We start from the raw sequence: 21,639 nt of genomic DNA, 5'->3' as shown, positions 1-21,639 counted from the left end.
CGTCGATCACTTACTGTCAATAAAAAACTGTTGACAGTTTGCAATGTGCCGCGAACAATGAAGGCCATGAGAACGAACACATCGACCTCGGCACTGGCCTTCCTGCAGTCCAGCTCCCTTCCCATGCTGGTGCAGGAAGAGATCGAGCGGCTCATCATGACGGGCGAGCTGGCGGCGGGGTCGCGCGTCAATGAGAGCGAGCTGGCACAGCGCTTCAGCACCAGCCGCGGCCCGGTGCGCGAGGCGCTGCGCGCCCTGGCGGAAGCCGGCCTGGTGCGCAACGAGAAGAACCGCGGCGTGTATGTGCGCGAGATCTCCTTCGAGGAGGCCGACGAGATCTACGAGCTGCGCGAGGCGCTCGAAGAGATCATCGGCAAGCGCGTGACGCAGGCCATCTCGTCCGACGGCCTGGAGCGGCTCAAGGCCATGCTCGATCCGATGAAAAAGGCTGCGCAGGCCAAGGACCTGGAGCAGTACGCACAGCTCAACCTGCAGTTCCACGACATGCTGCTGGACACCGCAGGCAGCCAGAAGCTCACCGAGACCTACAAGCGCCTGATCAAGGAGCTCTCCCTGTTCCGCATGCGCGCCCTGGACGGCGGCGGCGGCCTGGGCGTCTCGGTGGACGAGCACCGCGAAATCGTCAAGGCGATCGCGTCCGGCGATGCCGATCGTGCCGGGCGCGCGCTGCGCCTGCACGTGGCCGACAGCCGCGCCCGAATGCACAAGGCCCTCGGCCGCAACGACGCGCCGCAGCCCACCAACACCATCACCACCCCTTCTCCGACCAAGGAAGCATGAAATGACACCCCAATCCATTGAAGTCAATTCCCGCAGCTACCGCTGGATGAGCCGCCCCGTGGTGGTGGTTTGCGTAGACGGCTGCGAGCCGGCCTACCTCGACGCCGCGGTCGCGGCCGGCGTCGCGCCCTACCTGGCGCGCATGATGAAAAGCGGCGCCAACCTGCTGGCCGATTGCGTGGTGCCCTCTTTCACCAACCCCAACAACCTGTCGATCGTCACCGGGGCCCCGCCAGCCGTGCACGGCATCTGCGGCAACTACTTCTTCGACCGCGAGCTCGGCCAGGAAGTCATGATGAACGACCCCAAGTACCTGCGCGCCGGCACCGTGCTGGCCGCCTTTTCCGACGCCGGCGCCAAGGTGGCGGTGGTGACGGCCAAGGACAAGCTGCGCAAGCTGCTGGGCAACCGCATGACGGGCATCTGTTTCTCGTCCGAAAAGGCCGACCAGGTGACGCAGGCGGAAAACGGCATCGACAACGTGCTCGACCTGGTCGGCATGCCGGTGCCTTCGGTCTACAGCGCGGAGCTGTCCGAGTTCGTCTTTGCGTCCGGTGTGAAGCTGATGGAGACGCGCCGCCCCGACCTCATGTACCTGTCGACCACCGACTACGTGCAGCACAAGGCCGCGCCGGGCAGCGCCGCCGCGAATGCCTTCTACGCCATGATGGACCGCTACCTGGCGCAGCTGGACGAGATGGGCGCGACCATCGTGCTCACGGCCGACCACGGCATGAACGACAAGCATGATGCCCAGGGCAAGCCCCAGGTGATCTACCTGCAGGACGTGCTCGACGCGTGGTACGGCGCCGGCAAGGCGCGCGTCATCCTGCCGATCACCGATCCGTATGTGGTGCATCACGGCGCCCTCGGCTCCTTCGCCACGGTCTACGCACCGGACGAAGCCACCGCCGCCCAATGGATCGAGCGCATCCGCGCGGTGCCGGGCATGGAGTCGGTGATGTCGCGCACCGAGGCGGCCCAGCGCTTCGAGCTGCCGCCCGACCGCATCGGCGACATCGTGGTGGTCAGCGAGCGCCACACGGTGATCGGCACCTCGGCCAGCCGGCACGACCTCTCGGCCCTTGAAGTGCCGTTGCGTTCGCACGGCGGCGTGTCTGAGCAGCGGGTGCCGCTCATCTGCAACCGGCCGGTCACCGGCGTCGCCGGCGATCGGCGGCTTCGCAACTTCGATGCCCTGGACCTGGCCCTGAACCACGCACAGTAACGAGAAGGCCCCACCACCATGAGCCAGCCCATGTCCAAGCCCACCGACATCCATTGCGAAGCGCTGCGCATCGCCGGCGAGCGCGTCTATCGCGACGCGGTGATCGAGGTCCGCTATCCCTACACCGGCGAGGTGATCGCCACCGTGCCCAAGGCCACGCTGGAGGATGTGCGGCGTGCCTACCGCGTGGCGCGCGACTACCAGCCCAGCCTGACACGCTACGAGCGCTACAAGATCCTGATGCGCGCGGGCGAGATCATCGCGTCGCGCCTGGACGAGATCTCGCGCACCATCACGCTGGAATCCGGGCTGTGCCGCAAGGATTCGCTGTACGAGGTGGGCCGCGCCTCCGACGTGCTGCTGTTCGCGGCCAACCAGGCCCTCGTCGATGACGGCCAGGTGTTCTCCTGCGACCTCACGCACCACGGCAAGAGCCGCAAGGTCTATACGATGCGCGAGCCGCTGCTGGGCGTCATCACGGCCATCACACCCTTCAATCACCCGCTCAACCAGGTGATCCACAAGGTCGCGCCGGCCATTGCGACCAACAACCGCATCGTGCTCAAGCCCAGCGAGAAGACGCCGCTGACGGCCTTCGTGTTGGCCGACATCCTGTATGAAGCGGGACTGCCGCCCGAGATGCTGTCGGTGATCACCGGCGACCCGCGCGAGATTGCCGACGAGATGCTGACCCACCCGGATGTGGACCTCGTGACCTTCACCGGCGGCGTGGCGATCGGCAAGTACATCGCCGGCAAGGCCGTCTACAAGCGCCAGATCCTGGAGCTGGGCGGCAACGACCCGATCATCGTGATGGAAGACGCCGACATCGAGGAGGCCGCCACGCTCGCCGCCAGCGGCTCCTACAAGAATTCGGGCCAGCGCTGCACGGCGGTCAAGCGCATGCTGGTGCATGAAGCGGTGGCCGATCGCTTCGTCGAGCTGCTCGTGCAAAAGACCAAGGCGCTCAAGTACGGCGACCCGATGGATCCCACCATGGACATGGGCACCGTGATCGACGAAGCCGCCGCAATCCAGTTCGAATCGGCGGTGAACGAGGCCATTGCCGCCGGAGCGAAGCTGCTGGTGGGCAACGTGCGGCGCGGCGCGCTGTATTCGCCCACCGTGCTCGATCACGTCGATCCGGAGATGCGCGTGGCCAAGCACGAAACCTTCGGCCCCGTGTCGCCGGTGATCCGCTTCAAGAGCATCGAGGAGGCGATCCGCATCTCCAACGGCACGGCCTATGGCCTGTCGTCCTCGGTGTGCACCAACCGCATGGACTACATCACGCGCTTCATCCGCGAGCTCAAGGTGGGCAGCGTCAACGTGCGCGAGGTGCCGGGCTACCGGCTCGAGCTGACGCCCTTCGGCGGCATCAAGGACTCCGGCCTGGGCTACAAGGAAGGCGTGCTCGAAGCCATGAAGAGCTTCACCAACTGCAAGACCTACTCCCTCCCCTGGTAGTCGCCTCCATGAGCCTCAGCATCGCCGACATCGTCGGCCTTTTCGAATCCAAGGGCCACGCCCAGTACGACGGCGAGCCGGTGACGCAGCTGCAGCACGCACTGCAGTCGGCCTACCTGGCCGAACAAGGCGGCGCCGACAGCGCAGTGATCACGGCCGCATTGCTGCACGACCTGGGCCACCTGCTGCACGATTTCGGCGGCACGCCCACCCAGCAGGGCCTGGACGACCTGCACCAGTACCGCTGCCTGCCCTTCCTGCGGCCGCTGTTCGGCCCGCAAACGCTGGAGCCGATCCGGCTGCACGTGGATGCCAAGCGCTTCCTGTGCGCGCGCGTCGCGGGGTATCGCGAAGCGCTGTCGGCCGACTCGGTGCGCAGCCTGGCCTTGCAAGGCGGCGTCTTCGACGAGGCGCAGGCCGCGGCCTTCGAAGCCCTGCCCTTTGCCGCCGATGCCGTGCGCGTGCGGCAATGGGACGACACGGCCAAGGCGGCCGATGCCAGCGTGCCAGATCTCGCGCACTTCGTGCGCCACATGCAAGCCTGCGCGGCCGCGCATCGCCAGGCGGTGGGAGCGTAGATGGGGATGCGGCCCTTCTGGATCGAGCAGGCGCTGTTCAACGACGGCGACCTGGCACCCGCGCTGCAAGGTGCGCAGCGCGCCGACGTGTGCATCGTCGGCGGCGGATTCACCGGCCTGTGGACGGCCATCCAGGCCAAGCAGCAGAACCCTTCGCTGGACATCGCCATCCTCGAGAGCGACCTGTGCGGCGCCGGGGCCAGCGGCCGCAACGGCGGCTGCCTGCTCACCTGGTCGGCCAAGTTCTTCACCTTGCGGCGCCTGTTCGGCGAAGCCGAGGCGATCCGGCTGGTGAAGGCCTCGGAAGCGGCGGTCGACCACATTGCCAGCTTCTGCCAGGCGCACGGCATCGACGCCGAACTGCGGCGGGACGGCACGCTCTACACCGCCACCTCGCAGGCCCAGGTCGGCGTGCTCGACCCGGTGATGCAGGCGCTCGAGGCCTGCGGCATCAAGTCCTACTACACGCTGCCGCCGCACGAAGTGGCGCAACGCTCGGGCTCGGCGCGCAACCTGGCGGGCGTGTATTCGCCCATCGCCGCCACGGTGCATCCCGGCAAGCTGGTGCGGGGCCTGCGGCGCACGGCGCTGGCCATGGGCATCCGCATCTACGAGCGCACGCCCATGCTCGACTTTTCCGCCGGCCACCCGGCCGTGGTGCGCACGCCGGCCGGCACCCTGGAAGCCCCCAAGCTGGTGCTGGCCATCAATGCGTGGATGGCCAGCCAGTTCCCCCAGTTCGAGCGAACCATTGCCGTGGTGTCGAGCGACATGGTGATCACCGAGCGCTGCCCCGAACTGCTGCAGCAGATGGGCTTGCGTGATGGCGTGTCGGTGCTGGACTCGCGCACCTTCGTCTACTACTACCGCAGCACGGCCGACGGGCGCCTGATGCTGGGCAAGGGCGGCAACACCTTTGCATGGCGCGGCCGCATCGCGCCGGTGTTCGACCGGCGTTCGCCCTACGAGGCCGAACTGACGCAGGCGCTGCATTCATTTTTTCCGGCGCTGCGCGAGACCCCGATCACGGCAAGCTGGAACGGCCCCTCGGACCGCTCGGTGACGGGCTTTCCATTTTTCGGGCGGCTCGACGGCGCCCCGCACATCTACTACGGCTTCGGCTACTCGGGCAATGGCGTCGGGCCCAGCTACATGGGCGGCCAGATCCTGTCCTCGATGGTGCTGGAGCAGGACAACGCGTGGACACGCAGTCCTCTGACGCAGGGGCCGCTGGGCCACTTTCCGCCCGAGCCGATCCGCTATGTCGGCTCGATCGTGGTGCGCAACGCGATCCGGCGCAAGGAGCGTGCCGAAGACGAAGACCGGGCGCCCTGGCTGATCGACCGGATGCTCAGCAAGTTCGCGAACGCGGCGGGCAAGGCGGACAAGGGCTGAGGCGCGACGCGCTCACTCGGGCGTCTTCGCCTGGATGAGCAGGTCGGCTGCTGGTTGATAGCTGCCAGACGAATAAACGTCAAATATTCTTGTGGCAGATACTTGCAAGTTATCTGCGTTGAGAATGTCGTGCAGCTACCCAGGGGCTCCAACCAGTTCAACCGGCATCGCGCCAAGCTGGCAATGGCCGTCTCCGGCAAGAACCGGCACTACCTCATCAAGGATATCCAGCGCCGCCACTTCAACACCATGGCCCAGGTCATCCTGACGAGGACGGTGGGGCCATGGTTGACGAGGCGGCTGGCGTGTTCGAGGGTGACGGGGTGGAAGTGGCTCATGGTTCTACGGTAGGGCTTCGCCTCAGGATCGTGGAGGCGAAACGTTGCTTTGATGACATTGTGGAGGCGCATCATGCAAGTCACCGGACTCGACCACATCGTGCTGTGCGTTGTCGATGTGGATCGCACGCTGGCCTTCTACCGGAACACCCTTGGAATGCAGCCGCGGGAAGAGCGCCCCGGCAAATGGTCGCTGCATTTCGCAGGCCACAAGATCAGCCTGCAAGAGGCCCGGTCTGCCCCGGAGATTGCGCGCGCCACGGTGCCGGGCAGCGGCAACTTCTGCCTTGTGACGGATGAGCCCATCGGCGAGGTCGCATCGGCGCTGCGGCAGCGCGGCATCGACGTCTTTGTCGGGCCTGTCGAACGCGTTGGGGCGATGGGGAAGCTGCTGTCCGTCTACTTCCGCGATCCCGATGGCAATCTGGTCGAGGTGAGCAACCGGTCGGAATGAATGAGCCCTCACCCGTTCGTCAACGTGCACGTCCTCACTGCCCCCCGCAGCCCACTGTCCTGCTGCGGCGCCGACTTGAGCTCCAGCTTGCGCGGCATGAAGTAGATGATTTCGCAGGGCCGGCGCGGGCTGCCGCCGGTGAGCATGCAGTGGGTGGTGATGCGGGCGCCTTCCAGCAGCAGCTCCAGCGTGGGCTGCTGTTCCTTGGAGCTGTCGCCGCTGGCCTTGAAGACCGCGATTTGCACCTTCAGGTCATTCTCCTGGTTCTTCAGCAGGCTGGCGATCGAGGCGGTGGCGGCATCGCACTCGCGCACCACGATCAGCGTGCTCAGGCGCACCTGGCCCTTGGCGGCGCCGGGCGGCGTCTGCACCTCGGCCAGGTAGGTGTAGCCGGCGATGTGCATGCGCTGCTTGCCGTCTTCGAAGGCGCGCTTGGATTCGCCTTCGATGGCGTTGCCCTTGCTCTCGATCAGCATCAAAAAATCGATGCCGGTGTCGCCCGACATGTGGTCCAGCATGCGCATCGCCTCGTCCGGGTTCAGGGTTCCGTCCAGTGTCCAGCTCATGGTGGGCTACTCCTTGTTGACTTGCTTGTGTCGATTCACGGCTTGCCGGCCCCCGGCCACGCGGCCAGCGCGCTGTAGACCTGGCGCTGCCGATCGGGCTGCAGCGCTCCGCGCAAGCGCAGTTCGGACACGGCCGACTCCGGCGGCGCGGCGCCGAACAGGCGCGGCGCGCTGAAGGGCGCGGCCGGCGCGGCCAGCACCAGCAGGCGCCCGCCGCGTTGGGCATCCAGCCAGGGCAGTTCGAAGCGCTGGTTGGCCGGCTGCTCGCGGGTGCCACGCTCGAAGCGGTTGGTTTCGCTGATGGCCTGCGGATAGACCTGCCGGATGGCGCCGCTGGCCTCGACGCCGACGATCACCAGGTCCAGCGATTGGCCGCTGGTGTTGCGCACCACCAGCACGCTGCGTTCGCCGTCCGAGAGTGGCGCTTGCCGCTCGCTGGAAGCCGCGGGCGCGCTGCGCAGCTGCCTGTCGCCGGCCCAGGTTTCCAGGCTGGCTTCGAAGCCATCGAGCTTGCCGCCTTGCGCCAGCTGATTCAGGCGCGCCAGCCACTTCAGCTGGGCCAGCGAAAGTAGCTGCTGGCGAAGCGCTTGCATGTCGGGCGGCTGGTAGGGCCTGTGGCCATCGCCGACCAGCGCCGCCACTTCGGGCGAAAGAATCTCCAGCTCTGGCGGCCCTGGGCGATCGGTGCTGTTGATGCGCACATCCGCATCGCCGCCGCGCACCACGCGGATCGCCGCGGGATAGGCCAGGCTCAGCCCCGCGGGCACGGCAGCCGGCGGACTGGCTTGCACCCGCAGCACCACCGAAGCCGGGTCATTCAGCGGCGACACCGCCCACAGGGTCGCGCCGCTCTGCTCGGCCAGTTGCGCCGGCACCGGCGTGCGCGCACTGGCCAGATCGACCTGCTCCAGCCGCGTGTTGGCGCTGCGCTGCGTGCCGTCGGCCAGGGTGGCGATGACGCGCACGTCCTGCTGCGGCTCCAGGCCGTCGAGCTGGCCCACGCTGAGGGTGAGCTGCGCGCCGGCACGCCGCGCCGGCCAGGCCGGCCGGGTGGATTGCGGCGCTGTTGTCGCAGCGCTGAACAGCGGCAGATCCAGATTGCCCTCGGCCACCGGCGACGGCAGTTCGCGCTGCGGATAGCGCGCCTCCAGTTCGTTGATGACCGGTGCGTAGAGCGACACCACCTGGTTGAACAGATCGCGAAAGCTCCCCGGCTGGCGCGACAGCGCCTCGGCCACGGCCCAGGTCAAGAGGCCCTGGGGCCGCGCCGTCCGGTCGTTGCGCGGAAGCCGAAGCTCGGGCGTGACCTGGTGGCTTTCGGAAGCGAAGAAGGCGACATAGCGGGCGCGCGGCACCGGTGGCTGCGGCGGCGCCGACATGTCGATGGCCGGCGTGGCACTGACGCCGTTCGCGCCGACGCGGGCCAGTTCGTCCGCCTGGATGCCGCGAAAGCGCACCTCGTCGTCCGCCGGCTCGGCCATTGCCACGGCAGCAGGTGTGCCACTGCTGCTGCGCGGCGCACCCCGCGTCATCGAGGTGGCCGAGCAGGTGTCGAACACCGACCAGACGAACACGCCCTTGGCCATGAAGGCACGGATCCAGCCGTCGAAATCCACATCGCGCAGACCGCCGGCCAGTGGCACGCCGCCACCGGACGCCAGCCGCGCGTCGCGCGCCAGGAAGTTTTCCGCCAGGCCGTCGGGTTCGGCGTAGCGCTTGCCTGCATCGCGCACCCGGGTGCCATGGCCGGAGAAATACAGCAGCACGAAATCGCCGCTTTGCGAGCGCGCAAGCAGGCGCGACAGCGCATCGCGGATCTGGCGCGAGTCGGGCAAGCCGGCGCCGGTCACGCCATCGGCCAGCACCGTGATCTCGCTCGCCGAAAAGCCGTGCTGCTGCAGCACCTGGCGCATCAGGATCACGTCATTGCGCGGCGCCGAGAGCCACAGCGAAGTCGGCTGGTTGGCCAGCTCCGACACGCCCACCAGCAAGGCGCGCTGCGCTGCTGTGGCCAACGCACCGTTGAACAAGAAGATCGCAAGCAAGAGCAGGCGGGAAACACCGCGGAACCGGCTTTGCCGGGCCGCTGGTGTTGCCCCCTTGAGGGGGGATCCGAAGCGACACGAAGTGCGCGGAGATTCGGGGGTGGGCGAACTCATGGCGGTCCTACGGAGGCGACGAGGGGTGATGCAGACAACGCCGTGGTGCTTTCCTTCACATCGGGCACGCGCAGGTACCAGGTGCCCTTGTCGTCCGGCCCGGCCACCACGTCGGCGTCGATGGAGCGCAAGAGCCGGATCGAATCCTGCACGCTCACGCCGGGCTTCCAGATCACGCCCAGGTCGGCCGAGGCACCGGCGGGCTCGACCGGCACGGCGCGAAAGCGCACCTCGTCTTCCGACTCGCTGGTGCCGCCGAACAGCGCCAGGTTCTGCACCACCACCACCAGCGCCAGCATGGCCAGCGCCGGGCGCACCCAGGCATCGGCGCCGAACCAGCGGCGCAGCCGGCCCAGCAGGCCTTGCTGTTCGGCGCCGCCAGCGGCGGGCTGGGCCTGGGCCAGCGCACCCGGCGGCGTGGCGGGCGCCGTGCTGCCGGCGCCGATGCCGTTGCGCGAGGTGGCGGCACTCAGGCGTGCCGCCGCCTCGCGATACAGCTGCTGATACTGCGCGCGCTCATCCTCCGGCCCCAGCGGCGTCCCCGACAGCACCGAGAAGTACCCGCCGCCCACACTGCGCAGCGCGATGTGCCCTGGCGCGGGTTCGATGGCCAGCGGCGTGCCATTCACGTACTCGTCGTGCACCGCGCGGATGGCCGCCAGCCGCGTGGCCGAGATCTCGCCCTGCACCCGCGCCACCTGTTGCGGCAGCGGCGCCAGGCTCACCTGGTTCCAGGCCTGGATCAGGCCGAACAGCGGCTCGAAGGGTTCGTCCGAAGGCTCCAGCAGCACGTCGTAGGCGCTCGCCCAGTCGGCCTCGCTGGCCGCCATGAAGCCCTGCCAGCGCTCGCTGCTGCCGGGCAGCTTCTTGTCGAGCAGCACGCCCAGGAGGCGCCCCTCATGCAGCACGCTGACGATTCGGCCCGGCGCCCAGCGTGCATTGAAGTTGCGCGCCGCCAGCACCAGGCGCCGGCGCGCCAACTCGGTCAGCGGCAGTGCCAAATCGATCTCAGCGGTCGGCGCAGAAGCGGCGTGACCGGCGGCGTCGACCGCTTCCTTGCCGGGCGGCTCTGCCTCCGGATCAAGGTGGCTGCGGATGACGCTGAGCGGGGGCCATAGTTCGATGGGCATACGCAATTCCTGGGGTGACTAGCCGTAAGACGCTTCAGCGCCCAGGATTTTGAAAACCTGCAGGATCGCCGCCATGTTGTCCGGCGCGATCGCGATGCCCAGGGTGTCCTGGATCCAGCCGCCCAGCAGGGTCTTGGCATAGTCGGCCGGCAGCCCTTCGCGCTTGTGCACCAGCCCCAGGCGGCCCGCGCGATAGTGGTAGGAGGCGATGGCATGGCGCGAGGCAACGCCCGACAGCCCGCCCGCCGCCTCGCGGCCGAAGCCTTCGCACAGCAGCAGGCGCTCCGGCTCGGGCAGCGCGGCGATGAAGTCGCGCGCCGAGCTCCGCACCTTCGCATCCGACAGCCCGTGCTCGGCCAGGCAGTCATCGCCCGGCGCGTCCTGGCTGCCCAGCTGCGCATCGAGCTGCGCCTCGCTCACCTGCTCGCCGATCGACAGCTTGCGCCGGAAGCTGCTGGCGCGGGTGCAGTCGATCAGGTAGCGGCGAAAGTAGGCGCACAGGGCGTAGGCGGTCGATGGCGCACTGTGGCCGTTGCGCTCTGGCGGCGCGGCGCCGCCCTCCTCGGCCTCGTCGGGGTCGGCGTCCAGCCGCAGCACCTTCACATAGATGAACTGCGCCACCAGCTCCTGCCGGCCTTCGCCCAGCACCTTGAGCTCGGGCGGATTGCAGGCGCGCAGCGCGTCGCCCACGACGGCATACATGCGGCCCATCTCGTCGGGCGACAGCTGCTGCCGGCGCCGCCACAGGCGGACCAGTTCGGTGCTTTCGCCGGAAGACAGGGTGTCTTGCATCTCGCCTCGCCAATGCGCTTCAGACTTCAGTCATCCACGCAGGAACCTTCTTCAGGGACCAGGCACTGCGGCAGATCGGAGCCCACGGCGCCACCGCGCGTGCGGATGGTGCTGGACGCCGCGGCCGCCACCGCCAACCCGCGCGGCAGCAGCACCCACAGCTGCCCGCGCTCCTTCATGCGGCGCGCCTGGGTGGCGGCCTGCTGGCCGTTACCGAAGAAATAGTCGGCGCGCACCGCGCCGCGGATGGCGCCGCCGGTGTCCTGCGCCACCGTCAGGCGCTGCAGCGGCGCGCCGGTGCCGGGTTGCTTGGTCGAGACGAAGACCGGGTAGCCCAGCGGCGTGCTGCGCGGATCGACCGCGATCGAGCGGCCCGGCTGCAGCGGCACGCCGAAGGCGCCCACCGGCCCGCCGGCGTCCGACGGCGCTTCCCTGAAGAACACGTAGCTCGGGTCCTTGATGCCGCTGCCGGTGACGGCGCCTGCCACCTTGCGGCCCGGCACCACCACCGCGCCGCTCACCTGCGGCCGCGCCAGGGTGAAGCCGCGCACGCGCAGCACGCTGGTGTCGATGGCGCCGTCGTCCTCGGTGTCGTCCGGGTCCAGCTCGATCGCGCCGCCGCGCGTGCGCACCGCGGTTTCCGGCTTGCCCTGTTTGTTCTGCGCGAGAGTGGGGCGGAAGGGTTGGCCGTTCTGTTCGGCATAGGCCACGCGCACCACCTCGCCACTGGGCAGGCGGATGCGGCCCGAGCCCTGGATCTGCATCTCGTACAAGGCGGTGGCGCTGCTCACGAAAGCCAGCACCTTGGCGTTGGGCGCGCCGCGCGTTTCGATCTCTTCGCGCGTGTAGTAAGGCAAGAGGCGCCGGCCTTCGACGCGCAGGCGGATCTTGCGGTCCAGCGTGTCGCGGGTCAGGCCGGAGGTGTCCAGCGCATAGAGCCCCGGCGCCCCCATGTCGCGGGTGGACAGGCCCGCCTGCGGCACCACTTGGCGGCCCTGCACCCGCGCAGCCACCGTGCCGCTGCCGGCCGGGAGCTTGCGCGCATCCAGGAACAGCATGTCTTCCGGCTGGCCGTACACCGGGTAGATGTGGGGCGGCGAATAGTTGCGGCTGCCCTGGATCTCGGGCTCGAAGTAGCCCGTGACCACGCCGTCGGGCCGGCGGTCGTCGTCGCGGATCTGGTAGGCCGAGAACTCGGCCTCGAAGAAGTTGCGGATCGCCGGATTGCTCTTGCCATCCACGGCGCGGGCGCGCTCGCACACCTGCTTCCATTCGCTGCCGCGGCCGGTGAGCACCTTGCAGCTGCCCAGGAAGGCCGGCCAGGTCTCGGAGAGATCGTCACGCACCCAGCCCGGCACCGCATCGAAGCCGACCGAGGTGTAGGTGGCCAGCTGGGTCGAGAAGGTGCGCGACTGGCCGGCCACGCTGCTGCTCAGGTTCGGCGCGCTGCCGGCTCCGGGCCGCGGCGTGCCGGCCGAAGGCGTGCTGCCCAGCTGGACCGGCGCGGCGGGCGCCACCGAGGACGCGCCCGGGCTGCCGGGCGTGGCGGGCGCCGGCACGCCCGCAGTGGAGACGGCCGGTGCCGATGATGGCGGCGCGCTGGCGCAGCCGGCCAGGGCCAGCGCCATGGCCATCAGCGCGGCGCCATGCGGCGAGGTGTTGTTGCAGCTGCTCATGAATGACTCCTTGTCGGAAGACGATCCGCCTCAACAGGCAGACGATTACTTCTCGACGATTCGAAATAGCCCGACGCCATAGACGTCCTGGCAGGGTGCGCCGGGCGGGCACAGCGGCCGGCCCAGCAGAGGCGCCGGCCCGGTGCCGCGTGCGGCTTCGAGCGCAGCCAGGGCCGGCAGCGGAAATTGCGGGAACACGCCTTCACTCTGCATGCCGGTGCTGGCGAAATCGCGCTCGTGCTCGCTGACCAGCACGGCGAACTCGTTGACGCCCGGCGGCCCGCCCGAATCCATGGGCCAGGCCGGGCGCGGCAGCGTCAGGGTCTCGTTGGCGGCGATCCTGTTGCGCTTGTCCAAGAGGTTGGGGAACAACAGGAACATCTCGTTGCCCGACGACAGCAGGTAGACATAGACGTACCCGGCGCGATTGCTGCGCACCTCGAAAGCCAGCTTGTCCTTGCCGATGGCGACCTCGGCCTTGCGCGGCGTGCCGCTCACCATGAAGCCCGGCGCGGCGCCGCGCGCCAGCGCCTGCAGCGATTCCAGCGGCGCGACCGGCTTGAGGGCCGCCGGGGTGGCGGGCGGTGTCTGCGTCGTTTCCGCGGATGTACCCGCGCTCAATGCCGGCGGCGTGATTGGAGCGGCCGCCGTCGTGGCGGCAGGGTCCGACTTGGCGAGCTCGGGCGCTGCCTCCCTGGGCTGCTGCATCCACCACCAGGCGCCGCCGCCGGCGGCCAGCGCCAGCAGCACCGCGGCTGCCAGCGCGACGGGCTTGCCCTTGCCGCTGCCGTCCTTCGCCGTTGCCGCCATTGCCGCGGTGGCTGCGGCTCCCGCGCCGGCCGCCGGCCGGATCACCACCGTGCGGTCGTCATCCACGGCCGGTGCGCGGCGCTGCGCCACGGGCACGCCCTCATCCAGCCCCAAGAGGCCGCGCAGCTCGGCCATGGACTGCGGCCGCGCCTCCGGCCGCACGCCAAGCCCGGCGTCGATGGCCGACAACAGGCGCGCACCGTAGCGCCCGGCCAGCCGCTCGTCGCTCGCCAGCGGCACGTAGCTGTCGTTCAGCAGGCGCGCCACCGAAGGCGGCGGCGCGCGCCCGGTGACGGCCACGTGCATCACCGCCGCCAGCGCATACACGTCGGTCCAGGCGCCCTGCGACATGTCGGGCATCTCGGCGTACTGCTCGATGGGCGCGTAGCCGGGCTTCAGGATGACGGTGATGGCCTGCGTCTTGTCGGTGATGACGCGGCGCGCCGCGCCGAAATCCAGCAGCACCGGACGGCCCGAGTCCTCGAGCAGGATGATGTTGTCGGGCGCGATGTCGCGGTGATAGCAGTTGGCCGCGTGCATCACCGCCAGCGCCTGCGTCACGCCGTCCAGGATTGCCATCAGCCAGGCCTCTTGCGCAAGGCCGGGCGCAGCGGCCAGCTCCTGGCGCAGGGTCTGGCCGCGGTAGAAGGGCATGGCCATGTAGGCGGTGCCCTTTTCCTGCCAGAAGCGCAGCACCTTCAGCAGCGAAGGATGGTCGAACTGGGCCAGCAGGCGCGCCTCGTTGATGAAGCTGCGCATGCCCAGATCGAAGGTCTCGCGGGTGCGCTCGGACAGCGGCGCCACGGTGCCGTCGCCCTGCCGCGTGGAAAGCGAGACCGGCAGGTATTCCTTGACCGCGACCACGCGTTCCAGGTCGGTGTCCCAGGCTTCGTAGACCACGCCGAAGCCGCCCTGCCCGACCACGCGGGTGAGCTCGAATTCGGCGATGCGGCTGCCGATGGGCAGCAGGCCTGCCTCGGACGCTTCGGCTTCGGCCTTGGCCGCAGCCGGGACGGCGCTGATCACCTGCGTCGGCGCCAACTCGTCGTCTTCCGGCGGGCGAGGGCTCATGGCGCCTCCTCCCCCGGCACCGCGCCGGCCCAGAAGCCGAACAGCGCGTCGAACTGCTCGTCCTGCGGCAAGCCGTGGGTGCTCATGCCCTGGCCGACCTTGGCCTGCGGGTCGGTGAACCACAGCGACTGGCCGTACTCGGGCAGCACCAGCATCGCAACGCCGGTGCTGGTTTCCCCTTGCGCCAGCGCTGCGTCCGGGTGGCCGAACACCTGCAGCAAGAGGGCGTCGAAGCGCACCGCGTCCAGGTCCTGCTCCAGGCCGTCGATGGCCGCCTGCGCCGCGTGCCGGAGCCAGCGCTGGGCGCGCGCCAGCACCTGGCCGTGGATCTCGGTGGGGGCCCGGTCCAGCGGGTCGGCCACGGTGAAGGGGAAGTAGCGGCCCACCGAATCGACCGAGGGCATCAGCACGCCGATCCAGGATGAATCGCCGATCACGCCGTCACCCAGCACGAAGCACCACAGCGGCGCCTGCAGGTAATGCTCGGTCCAGTCCGCATGGCGCGCGCGCAGCTGCGTGAGGCCGCCTTGCAACCAGTGGTCCCAGGCATGGCGAAACTCATCCGGCAGGCGGCGATGGGCAAAGTCGCCCATGCCGGGCAGCTTGCCGTACCAGCCGGGGAGGGAGTCCTCAGCAAAACCACTGGTCACAGTCGAGCCCCCACGCTTGCCACTTCGTGTGCTGCGCTGCCCCCCGAGGGGGCTTTCGCGCCTTCGGGCGGCCGTGCGGCGCACAGACGAGCCCCCACGCTTGCCACTTCGTGTGCTGCGCTGCCCCCGAGGGGGCTTTCGCGCCTTCGGGCGGCCGTGCGGCGCTCATAGCCCCTCCGGACAAGCGAACTCGCGCAGTTCCTTCAGGCGGATCGGATGCTGCACGCTGTTGGTCGTGACCTCGAAGCGCGCACGCCGGGCCCCGACCTGGAAGGTGATGAAGAACTTCTCGGGCGCATCGCCGGTCTCCAGCTGGCCTTCGTCCAGCGTGCGGAACAGCGCCCAGGGCCCGTCCGCCGTGCTGCCCGAGGGACCGGAAGCCGCCGGCGGGCTCACCTGCAGCCGCACCTGGTTGCTGCCCTTGGGGCCGGGCCACTGCACCGCCATCGGCACCACCGGGCCGTGCGAGTACTTCACCAGCTGGCCGTCCACGTCGAGGATGAACTGGGTGATGCCAGCGTCCATCTCCACCGGCCTGAAGTCCAGCCGCATGGCCGGCCCGCGCCCGCCGCCGCGAAAGAAGATGTCCTTGATGCGCGCGGCCCGCTCGAACTGGGCCAGCGCCTGCGTGGTGACGGCCGGCCGCTCGGCCACCGGCTTGTAGCGCCAGGGCCGGGTGCTGGTGTCGACCATGGCTGCCAGGCGTTTCTGGAAGAACTCGTCCATCAGGCCGGCTGGGCCGAAGAACTGGCCGAAGTCTTCCGGCAGTACGTCGCGCTTGCTGGCTTGCACGAAGGGATAGCGGCCGGCAATGGCACGCTGGCAGAACTCGGCAACGGGCTTGAGGTCCAGGTTGAGGTTGCCGCGCTCAGCCACGCTGGCTTGCGCCGCACCGGCCTGGCTCAGGTTCTCGACCATGGAGCGCACCGGCTCGGGCAGCCGGCCCGCGTCCGACTTGAGCTTGCCCGCCACGTCGCCGGGCGGCGGCGAAGAGCGCGCCTTCACGGCCGTGTCCACCGCCGTGAGGTAGACGTAGACCTCGTTGAAGAGCTTGAGCGCCTCGTCGATCGGCGCCGGCCCGCCGGGCGTGGGCGCAACGACCAGGCGGCGCAGCGGCTCGAAGCGGTCGTCCACGATGCTTTCGATGCGCTTGCCGGCCGGCAGCACCGCGGCATTGGCACCGGTGCCGGCGACACTGCCCAGCAGTTCTTCCAGCCCCTTGCGCGTGCTGCGCACCGTCTCGGTGGCCTTGCTCACCACGTCCTTGCCTTCGGGCGGGATCAAGGTGGTTTCCTTCACCGCGGCGCGCAGGAAATTGGACAAGGGCGAGGCGGCGCCCGACAGGATGCGCGCGATCTCGATGTTCTTGTCCAGTCCCTGGGCGCGGATGAGCCGCACATCGGAGAGCAGGGACTCCCACACCTTCACGTAGTCCTGCAGGTACAGGCGCCGCACGCGGTCGGTGAGCGCGCCCAGGGCCGCCGTGTCCTTCAGCCGCTCGCTGGCCGTCTTGTCCTGCCCCAGCACCCACGGATCTTCCTGCGCCAGCAAGGTAGTGACCACCACCACCTCGCGCTGGAAGCGCTTGTGATAGCCGTCGTAGGTGAACAGGCCCGGGATGCCTTCGGTCAGCGGCTTGCCACTGATGCGCTCGAACACCAGCGGGCCGGAAGGCCCGGCCGCGTTGGCCACGGTGAAAGGCGGGATGTCCTTGCCCAGGTTCTGGCGCTTCAGGCGGCTGAACACGCGTTGCTCCAGCGGGTAGCTGGCGAGCAGGGCGCGCACGCTGCGCACCAGGTTCTCGTCCATCGGCAGGGGCGAGCGCGGCGGGCCCTGGGCGATCAGCACGTCGAGCTGTTCTTCCAGCAGCTGGCGCTGGTCTTCGGCAATGCCGCGGTCCAGGTTGCGCGCCCAGTCCAGCGTGATCCAGGCCTTGAGCGCATCGGCGTCGAAATGCTCGGGCTGGTTGAGCATCAGGTAGGTCTTGAGCGCCTCGTAGGTGTATTCGAGGTTGTCCTTCTGCGCGCTGCGCAGCTGGTCCTCGATGCGCTTGGCCACCTGCGGCAGGAAGGCTTCGTTCAGCGCGCGCTGGTGCGCCAGCATGGCGGCGGCATCCAGCTTGTCGCCCTGGTACAGGCCCAGGGTCATGGCCAGCGGCGCATCGCCCTCGCCGTTTTGCGGCGTGCGCCAGATATTGCGCAGGCCCGAAAGAAGCGGCGCCACCTGGACCAGGTTGGACACACGCGACTGCAAGGACGCCAGGGTCTCGCGCGCCGGCGCCACGCGGGCCTCCACCGATTTCAGGTAATCAAGGTTGCGCCAGGCGCTCCAGCCCCAGGCGGCCAGCAAGGCGCAGGTGAGCAGCAGCATGGCCGTCACGGCGGCAAAGCGCAGGGTGTGGCGCTTGCGCTCCAGCTTGACGTCGGCGCCGGCCAGGCGCTGTTCGGGGAACACCACCTCGCGCAGCAGCCGGGTGAGGAAGTAGCTGCGGCCGCTGCTCTTTTGCGCCGGCAGCATCGCGCGCTCCAATCCGAAGCCGCGGGCCATGCTGCCCATCACCCGGTCGATCGGGCTGCCCTCCTGCGTGCCGCTGGTGAAGTAGACGCCGCGCACCCAGGGCGGCTGCGCAAAGCGCGAGCCGGTGAAGACCTGCTCCAGGAGGTCTGCCACCAGCGGGCCGACGGAACCGAACTGCGCCGGGAAACCAAAGGTGGCGGCGCGCCGCGCGCCATCGTTCTCGCGCTGCATGCGGGCGATCAGGCCGTCGTTGATGCGCTGGTGCAAGAGCGAGAACTCGCGCTGGAAGGCGGCACCCACGCCTTCTTCAGCGACCTTGGCGCCTTCTTCCATGGACAGGGTGAAGCCGAAGACCTGGGCGCGCTGCTCCTTGCCCAGATCGTCGAAGTAGTCGGCAAAGCCGTAGAGCAGGTCGGTCTTGGTGACCAGCACGTAGACCGGCAGCCGGGTCGCGAGCTTGGCGTCCAGTTCCATGAGGCGCGCGCGGATCGAGGCGGCCAGGGTGGCGCGCGCCTCCGGCCCCTGCGTGAGGAGGTCGCCCACGCTGATGCTGAGGAACACGCCATTGAGCGGGCGGCGCGGGCGCACCTTCTTGAGCAGCGCGAGGAAGGCGTCCCAGGCGCCCTTGTCCTCGCTCTGGTGGCTGTCCTGCGTGGTGTAGCGGCCGGCGGTGTCGATCAGCACCGCGTCGTCGGTGAACCACCAGTCGCAGTTGCGCGTACCGCCCACGCCGCGGATGGCGCCGGGGCCGAACTTCTCGGCCAGCGGAAACGAGAGGCCCGAATTCACCAACGCGGTGGTCTTGCCGGCGCCCGGCGCGCCGATGAACACGTACCAAGGCAGGTCGTACAGGTAGTTGCCGCCCGACAGCGACAGCCAGTCGCGCCAGCCCGGCTTCTTGCCGGCGGCCGACAGGTGCATCTGCTTCAAGGTGGCGACCGCTTCGGTGAAGCGGGTGTCCAGCACCTTCTGCTCGGCGTTCTCGGCTTCCGCGGTTCGCGCGGCCGGCGCCTGCATCAGGCTGTCATTCAGCTGCCGGCTGGCCTTGCGCGTGCGCAGGCGCCGCCATAGGGCGCGCCCCAGCACGATGACCACGATGACGCCGATCAGCACCCAGCGCGGCAGCTCGCCGGCCAGCGGCGCCAGCTCGCCGATGCGGATCAACGGGCCGACCCACCAGATCAGCACCGCCAGCACCAGGAGGGCCAGCACGGTCAGAAGCAGCGGGCTGAAGAGCCAGCCGAAGAGCTTCCTGATCATCGCTTGGCCTCCGCGAGCTCGGCCGCCACGCGCTCCGGCGGTGCCAAGAGCACGATGTCGACGCGCCGGTTGCGCGCGCGGTTGGCCGGCGTGTCGTTGGGCGCCACCGGTTCGGCGTCGGCCTTGCCGTCGGCGCGCAGGCGCGCCGGATCGACCTGCACCGACAGCGCCAGCCGCACCGACTCGGCGCGCGCCGCCGACAGGTGCCAGTTGGAGGGATAGCGCATGGAGCGGATCGGCACGTTGTCCGAATGGCCGGTGATCAGCACCTCGCCCTTCACTTCCGCCAGCGCCTCGCCGATGCGCTTGAGCACCGGCAGCGACTGCTGCATGGGCTCGGCGCTGCCGGAGCCGAAGAAGCTGTCGCCCTTGAGCCGCACGGTGCTGCGGTCGGCCTCGTCGGTGACGCTCACCAAGCCCTGCTTGACCTCGGGCTCCAGGAACTTGGCCAGCCGCGGCGCCTTGGCCATCACCACGGCCGGCGGCGCGATCTGCAGCTGCGGCACGCGCAGCGACGAGAGCTGCGAGTAAGTGGCGTCGGAGCGGTAGTTGAGCGACAGCCGCAGGCCGAACCAGGCGAGCGCCAGCACCAGGAGGAACAGCGCGCCGATCACCCACAGCGGCAACGCGTCGCGCAACCGCACATTGCCCGCGCCCTGGCCGCGCCAGTGCGGCGACAGGTCGGCTTCGACCGCTGGCCGGTCCTTGGCGATCAGGTCGGCCAGGCGCTGGCGCACGCTGTCGAGCTGGGCGCGGCCGTTGTCCAGCACCCGGTAGCGGCCCTCGAAGCCCAGCGCCAGCACGCTGTAGATGAGCTCCAGCAACTGGCGGTGCGTGGGCACGTCCTGCGCCAGCTTGGCCAAAAGCTGGAACACCTTCTCGCCGCCCCAGGCCTCGTTGTGAAACTGCACCAGGAGACTCTGCTTGTTCCAGCCGGCCTGCGCGCCCCAGGGCGTGTTGGCCACCGCCTCGTCGAGCGCGGTGCACAGCACGTAGCGGGCCGCCAGCACCGACTCGTTGCCGACGCCGGCGCGGCGCGCCTGCGCGTCGAACTGGTTCACCGCCTCGGCCGCCGAGGCGCGCAGCGCCGCCACGTCACGCGGCTGCACCATGTTGCGCAGCTTTCCGATCAGCACCAGCAGGCGGCCGGCCGCCGACACCAAAGGGTTGAGCAGGCCCATTTCGCCGATCTCGGCACTTGGCGCTTCTCCGCCGCCCATGCCGGACGAAGGCGGCGGCATGGCCGCGCCAGCGCTCGCCGCACGCGGCTTGGGTTTGATGACCGTGCGCTCGGACTCGTAGCCGGCAAAAGGGTCGGGGGTGTTCATGAGGGTCGGATGGCCCAGAAGGCCAACTCGAGGCCGGGGAAGTCGCCGGCGATGTGCATCGCGATGCCGCCCGATTGCTCGAGCTGGCGCCACAGGTCGCTGTTGCGCGTCTCCAGCTCGAAGTAGCTGGCGCCGGCATGAAAAGGAATCTGCCGCGGCGCCACCGGCATGGCCGTGAGCGCCACGCCCGGCAGCGCCAGGGTGACCAGGTCGCGGATGCGCTCCACCGGCCCGATGGTGACCTGGGTGGGAAAGCGCGCGCGCAGCGACTCGCCCGGCATCTGCGCGGTGGCGGCCAGCACGAAGGTCGCCTTGCGCTGCAGCTCCACGTCCTTCAGCACCGCCACGTGCACGTTGTTCTTGCGCTCGTGCAGCTCGATGCGGATGGCGGCGCGCTCGATCACCACGGCGAAGCTGCGCCGCAGGTCGTCCATCACCGGCTTGAAGCTCTGCGCCAGGTCGTCGTGCACATAGGGGCCGAAGCGGGTGGTGCGACGCCCATCGCGGAAGGTGACCAGATCGCCGGCCAGCGACAGGGCCTGCTCGAAGAAGTGCTGCGGATGCAAGGTGGCGCTCTTGCCCAGGTGCGCGAACACCGCCTCGTTGCGGTTGACCGTCTGCAGCATCAGGAAGTCGGCGATCTCGGCCACGCCGCCGGTGCCGCCGGCGGTGAGCGAGGCGGCCAGCTCGTCGCCGCGCTGGCGCAACAGGCCCAGCAGTTCATCGAGCCAGGACCTGGGCAAGGGGTGCGCGGCCACGTCCAGCAAGGGCGGCACCAGGTTGCGATCGAGCAGCACCTGGTTGTCGACGCGGCGCTCGACCACGCGGGCGACTTTCAGCGTGGTCCACGCGTCGGTGGAGTCGCCGGCGCGCATCAGGCGCGTGTGCAGGGTTCCCAGCTGCAACATGGCGCTGCGCTCGCCGGCGGTATTGGAATCGGGCACCTCCACTTCCAGCACGCGATGGCGCACCAGGTCTTCGTAGCCTTCGGCGTCGGCCTCGCGCGCACCGGCGCGGCGAAGCGGCAAGGCCAGCACGATGGCCTCGTCACGCAGGCCCTCGGGAATGTCGACGGCTTCGGGCAGCGGGTCGACCGCCGGCATGTCGAAGGGCGTGCCGTCGCCGAACACGCCGACGGCGCGCGTCAGCGCCAGCTTGCCCAACGCCAGCGCGGCGCCGTCGATTTCCAATTCTGCAAAGCCCCAGGCATAGGGGGTGGTACTGCGCAGCAGCAGGTGACGTGCATGGTCCGCGTGGCGTTCGCTTTGCTGCAGGTGCTGGGGCTGCAACAGCATCCCCTCGCTCCAAACCACTTTTGTTCGCCAGCTCATCCGCGCTCCGTCCTTTGGCAGGGGTGCCAGAAACATCGAGTTTCCGGTCCTTGCCGCGCCCGGCAAATCCGCCTAACGGCCTAGCGCG

Annotated in this window: 16 protein-coding genes and 1 pseudogene; 6 read left to right on the top strand and 11 right to left on the bottom strand. The window is 69.2% G+C overall.

The genetic code is table 11. The annotated features are described in order from the left end of the window. Positions 1-66: 66 nt before the first annotated feature. From ACIPRI_RS08645 to ACIPRI_RS08625, 5 genes are read left to right on the top strand one after another with little or no spacing between them, the layout of a single operon-like run. Positions 67-801 carry a phosphonate utilization associated transcriptional regulator gene (locus ACIPRI_RS08645; RefSeq protein ID WP_446621009.1) on the top strand — a complete coding sequence of 245 codons (735 nt, stop codon included), beginning with the start codon at positions 67-69 and terminating at the stop codon, positions 799-801. A gap of 1 nt (position 802) precedes the next feature. Then, positions 803-2,029, top strand: coding sequence for a phosphonoacetate hydrolase (phnA, locus tag ACIPRI_RS08640; protein ID WP_446621008.1), 1,227 nt, complete (start codon positions 803-805; stop codon positions 2,027-2,029). An 18-nt stretch (positions 2,030-2,047) separates the two neighbouring features. Further along, a complete protein-coding gene (gene phnY, locus ACIPRI_RS08635) occupies positions 2,048-3,496 on the top strand; it encodes a phosphonoacetaldehyde dehydrogenase (RefSeq protein WP_446621007.1) in 1,449 nt (482 codons plus the stop codon). Positions 3,497-3,504: 8 nt separating this feature from the next. Further along, entirely contained in the window at positions 3,505-4,074 is a 570-nt protein-coding gene (locus tag ACIPRI_RS08630; protein ID WP_446621006.1) for a phosphonate degradation HD-domain oxygenase, read from the top strand. 6 nt (positions 4,075-4,080) lie between these two features. Beyond that, positions 4,081-5,469, top strand: coding sequence for an FAD-dependent oxidoreductase (locus ACIPRI_RS08625; protein ID WP_446621077.1), 1,389 nt, complete (start codon positions 4,081-4,083; stop codon positions 5,467-5,469). 266 nt (positions 5,470-5,735) lie between these two features. Here ACIPRI_RS08625 and ACIPRI_RS08620 read toward each other — a convergent pair. Continuing rightward, positions 5,736-5,807: pseudogene (locus tag ACIPRI_RS08620) on the bottom strand (flavin reductase family protein); the annotation flags it as partial. 73 nt (positions 5,808-5,880) lie between these two features. On the opposite strand from ACIPRI_RS08620, the gene ACIPRI_RS08615 reads away from it, so the two are divergent. Beyond that, positions 5,881-6,261 (top strand): VOC family protein, encoded by a 381-nt coding sequence (locus ACIPRI_RS08615; protein ID WP_446621005.1) that lies wholly within the window; start codon positions 5,881-5,883, stop codon positions 6,259-6,261. Between the two features lie 8 nt (positions 6,262-6,269). Here ACIPRI_RS08615 and ACIPRI_RS08610 read toward each other — a convergent pair whose 3' ends face one another. The 10 genes from ACIPRI_RS08610 to tssK form a co-directional block, all read right to left on the bottom strand. After that, the gene (locus ACIPRI_RS08610) at positions 6,270-6,827 is read right to left on the bottom strand and encodes a type VI secretion system tube protein Hcp (RefSeq protein WP_446621004.1); all 558 of its coding nucleotides are present in this window, start codon (positions 6,825-6,827) and stop codon (positions 6,270-6,272) included. 35 nt (positions 6,828-6,862) lie between these two features. Then, positions 6,863-8,872: a caspase family protein gene (locus ACIPRI_RS08605; RefSeq protein ID WP_446621003.1), complete on the bottom strand. Its 2,010-nt coding sequence runs from the start codon at positions 8,870-8,872 to the stop codon at positions 6,863-6,865. Positions 8,873-8,982: 110 nt separating this feature from the next. Then, entirely contained in the window at positions 8,983-10,116 is a 1,134-nt protein-coding gene (locus ACIPRI_RS08600; protein ID WP_446621002.1) for a hypothetical protein, read from the bottom strand. A gap of 18 nt (positions 10,117-10,134) precedes the next feature. Then, positions 10,135-10,908 carry a hypothetical protein gene (locus tag ACIPRI_RS08595; protein ID WP_446621001.1) on the bottom strand — a complete coding sequence of 258 codons (774 nt, stop codon included), beginning with the start codon at positions 10,906-10,908 and terminating at the stop codon, positions 10,135-10,137. 26 nt (positions 10,909-10,934) lie between these two features. Continuing rightward, on the bottom strand, positions 10,935-12,584 hold the full coding sequence (gene mltA, locus ACIPRI_RS08590) for a murein transglycosylase A (protein WP_446621000.1): 1,650 nt from the start codon (positions 12,582-12,584) through the stop codon (positions 10,935-10,937). A 45-nt stretch (positions 12,585-12,629) separates the two neighbouring features. After that, positions 12,630-14,465: a protein kinase domain-containing protein gene (locus ACIPRI_RS08585; protein ID WP_446620999.1), complete on the bottom strand. Its 1,836-nt coding sequence runs from the start codon at positions 14,463-14,465 to the stop codon at positions 12,630-12,632. Beyond that, a complete protein-coding gene (gene tagF / locus ACIPRI_RS08580) occupies positions 14,462-15,115 on the bottom strand; it encodes a type VI secretion system-associated protein TagF (protein WP_446620998.1) in 654 nt (217 codons plus the stop codon). Before tagF ends, ACIPRI_RS08585 begins: the two co-directional genes overlap by 4 nt. A gap of 165 nt (positions 15,116-15,280) precedes the next feature. Further along, complete coding sequence (gene tssM / locus ACIPRI_RS08575) at positions 15,281-18,892, bottom strand: type VI secretion system membrane subunit TssM (RefSeq protein WP_446620997.1); 3,612 nt, start codon at positions 18,890-18,892, stop codon at positions 15,281-15,283. Further along, a complete protein-coding gene (locus ACIPRI_RS08570) occupies positions 18,889-20,220 on the bottom strand; it encodes a DotU family type VI secretion system protein (protein ID WP_446620996.1) in 1,332 nt (443 codons plus the stop codon). The genes tssM and ACIPRI_RS08570 overlap by 4 nt, the downstream gene beginning before the upstream one ends. After that, complete coding sequence (gene tssK / locus ACIPRI_RS08565; protein WP_446620995.1) at positions 20,217-21,551, bottom strand: type VI secretion system baseplate subunit TssK; 1,335 nt, start codon at positions 21,549-21,551, stop codon at positions 20,217-20,219. Before tssK ends, ACIPRI_RS08570 begins: the two co-directional genes overlap by 4 nt. Between the last annotated feature and the right edge of the window lie 88 nt (positions 21,552-21,639).

This window comes from Variovorax sp. LARHSF232, from assembly GCF_052871435.1.
This window is presented reverse-complemented; position numbering and strand designations above follow the sequence as displayed.

Coding starts and splice junctions, on each gene's coding strand:
- ACIPRI_RS08645 (WP_446621009.1), top strand. CDS start 67: ATGAGAACGAACACATCGACCTCGGCACTGGCCTTCCTGCAGTCCAGC.
- phnA (WP_446621008.1), top strand. CDS start 803: ATGACACCCCAATCCATTGAAGTCAATTCCCGCAGCTACCGCTGGATG.
- phnY (WP_446621007.1), top strand. CDS start 2,048: ATGAGCCAGCCCATGTCCAAGCCCACCGACATCCATTGCGAAGCGCTG.
- ACIPRI_RS08630 (WP_446621006.1), top strand. CDS start 3,505: ATGAGCCTCAGCATCGCCGACATCGTCGGCCTTTTCGAATCCAAGGGC.
- ACIPRI_RS08625 (WP_446621077.1), top strand. CDS start 4,081: ATGCGGCCCTTCTGGATCGAGCAGGCGCTGTTCAACGACGGCGACCTG.
- ACIPRI_RS08615 (WP_446621005.1), top strand. CDS start 5,881: ATGCAAGTCACCGGACTCGACCACATCGTGCTGTGCGTTGTCGATGTG.
- ACIPRI_RS08610 (WP_446621004.1), bottom strand. CDS start 6,827: ATGAGCTGGACACTGGACGGAACCCTGAACCCGGACGAGGCGATGCGC.
- ACIPRI_RS08600 (WP_446621002.1), bottom strand. CDS start 10,116: ATGCCCATCGAACTATGGCCCCCGCTCAGCGTCATCCGCAGCCACCTT.
- ACIPRI_RS08595 (WP_446621001.1), bottom strand. CDS start 10,908: ATGCAAGACACCCTGTCTTCCGGCGAAAGCACCGAACTGGTCCGCCTG.
- mltA (WP_446621000.1), bottom strand. CDS start 12,584: ATGAGCAGCTGCAACAACACCTCGCCGCATGGCGCCGCGCTGATGGCC.
- ACIPRI_RS08585 (WP_446620999.1), bottom strand. CDS start 14,465: ATGAGCCCTCGCCCGCCGGAAGACGACGAGTTGGCGCCGACGCAGGTG.
- tssM (WP_446620997.1), bottom strand. CDS start 18,892: ATGATCAGGAAGCTCTTCGGCTGGCTCTTCAGCCCGCTGCTTCTGACC.
- ACIPRI_RS08570 (WP_446620996.1), bottom strand. CDS start 20,220: ATGAACACCCCCGACCCTTTTGCCGGCTACGAGTCCGAGCGCACGGTC.
- tssK (WP_446620995.1), bottom strand. CDS start 21,551: ATGAGCTGGCGAACAAAAGTGGTTTGGAGCGAGGGGATGCTGTTGCAG.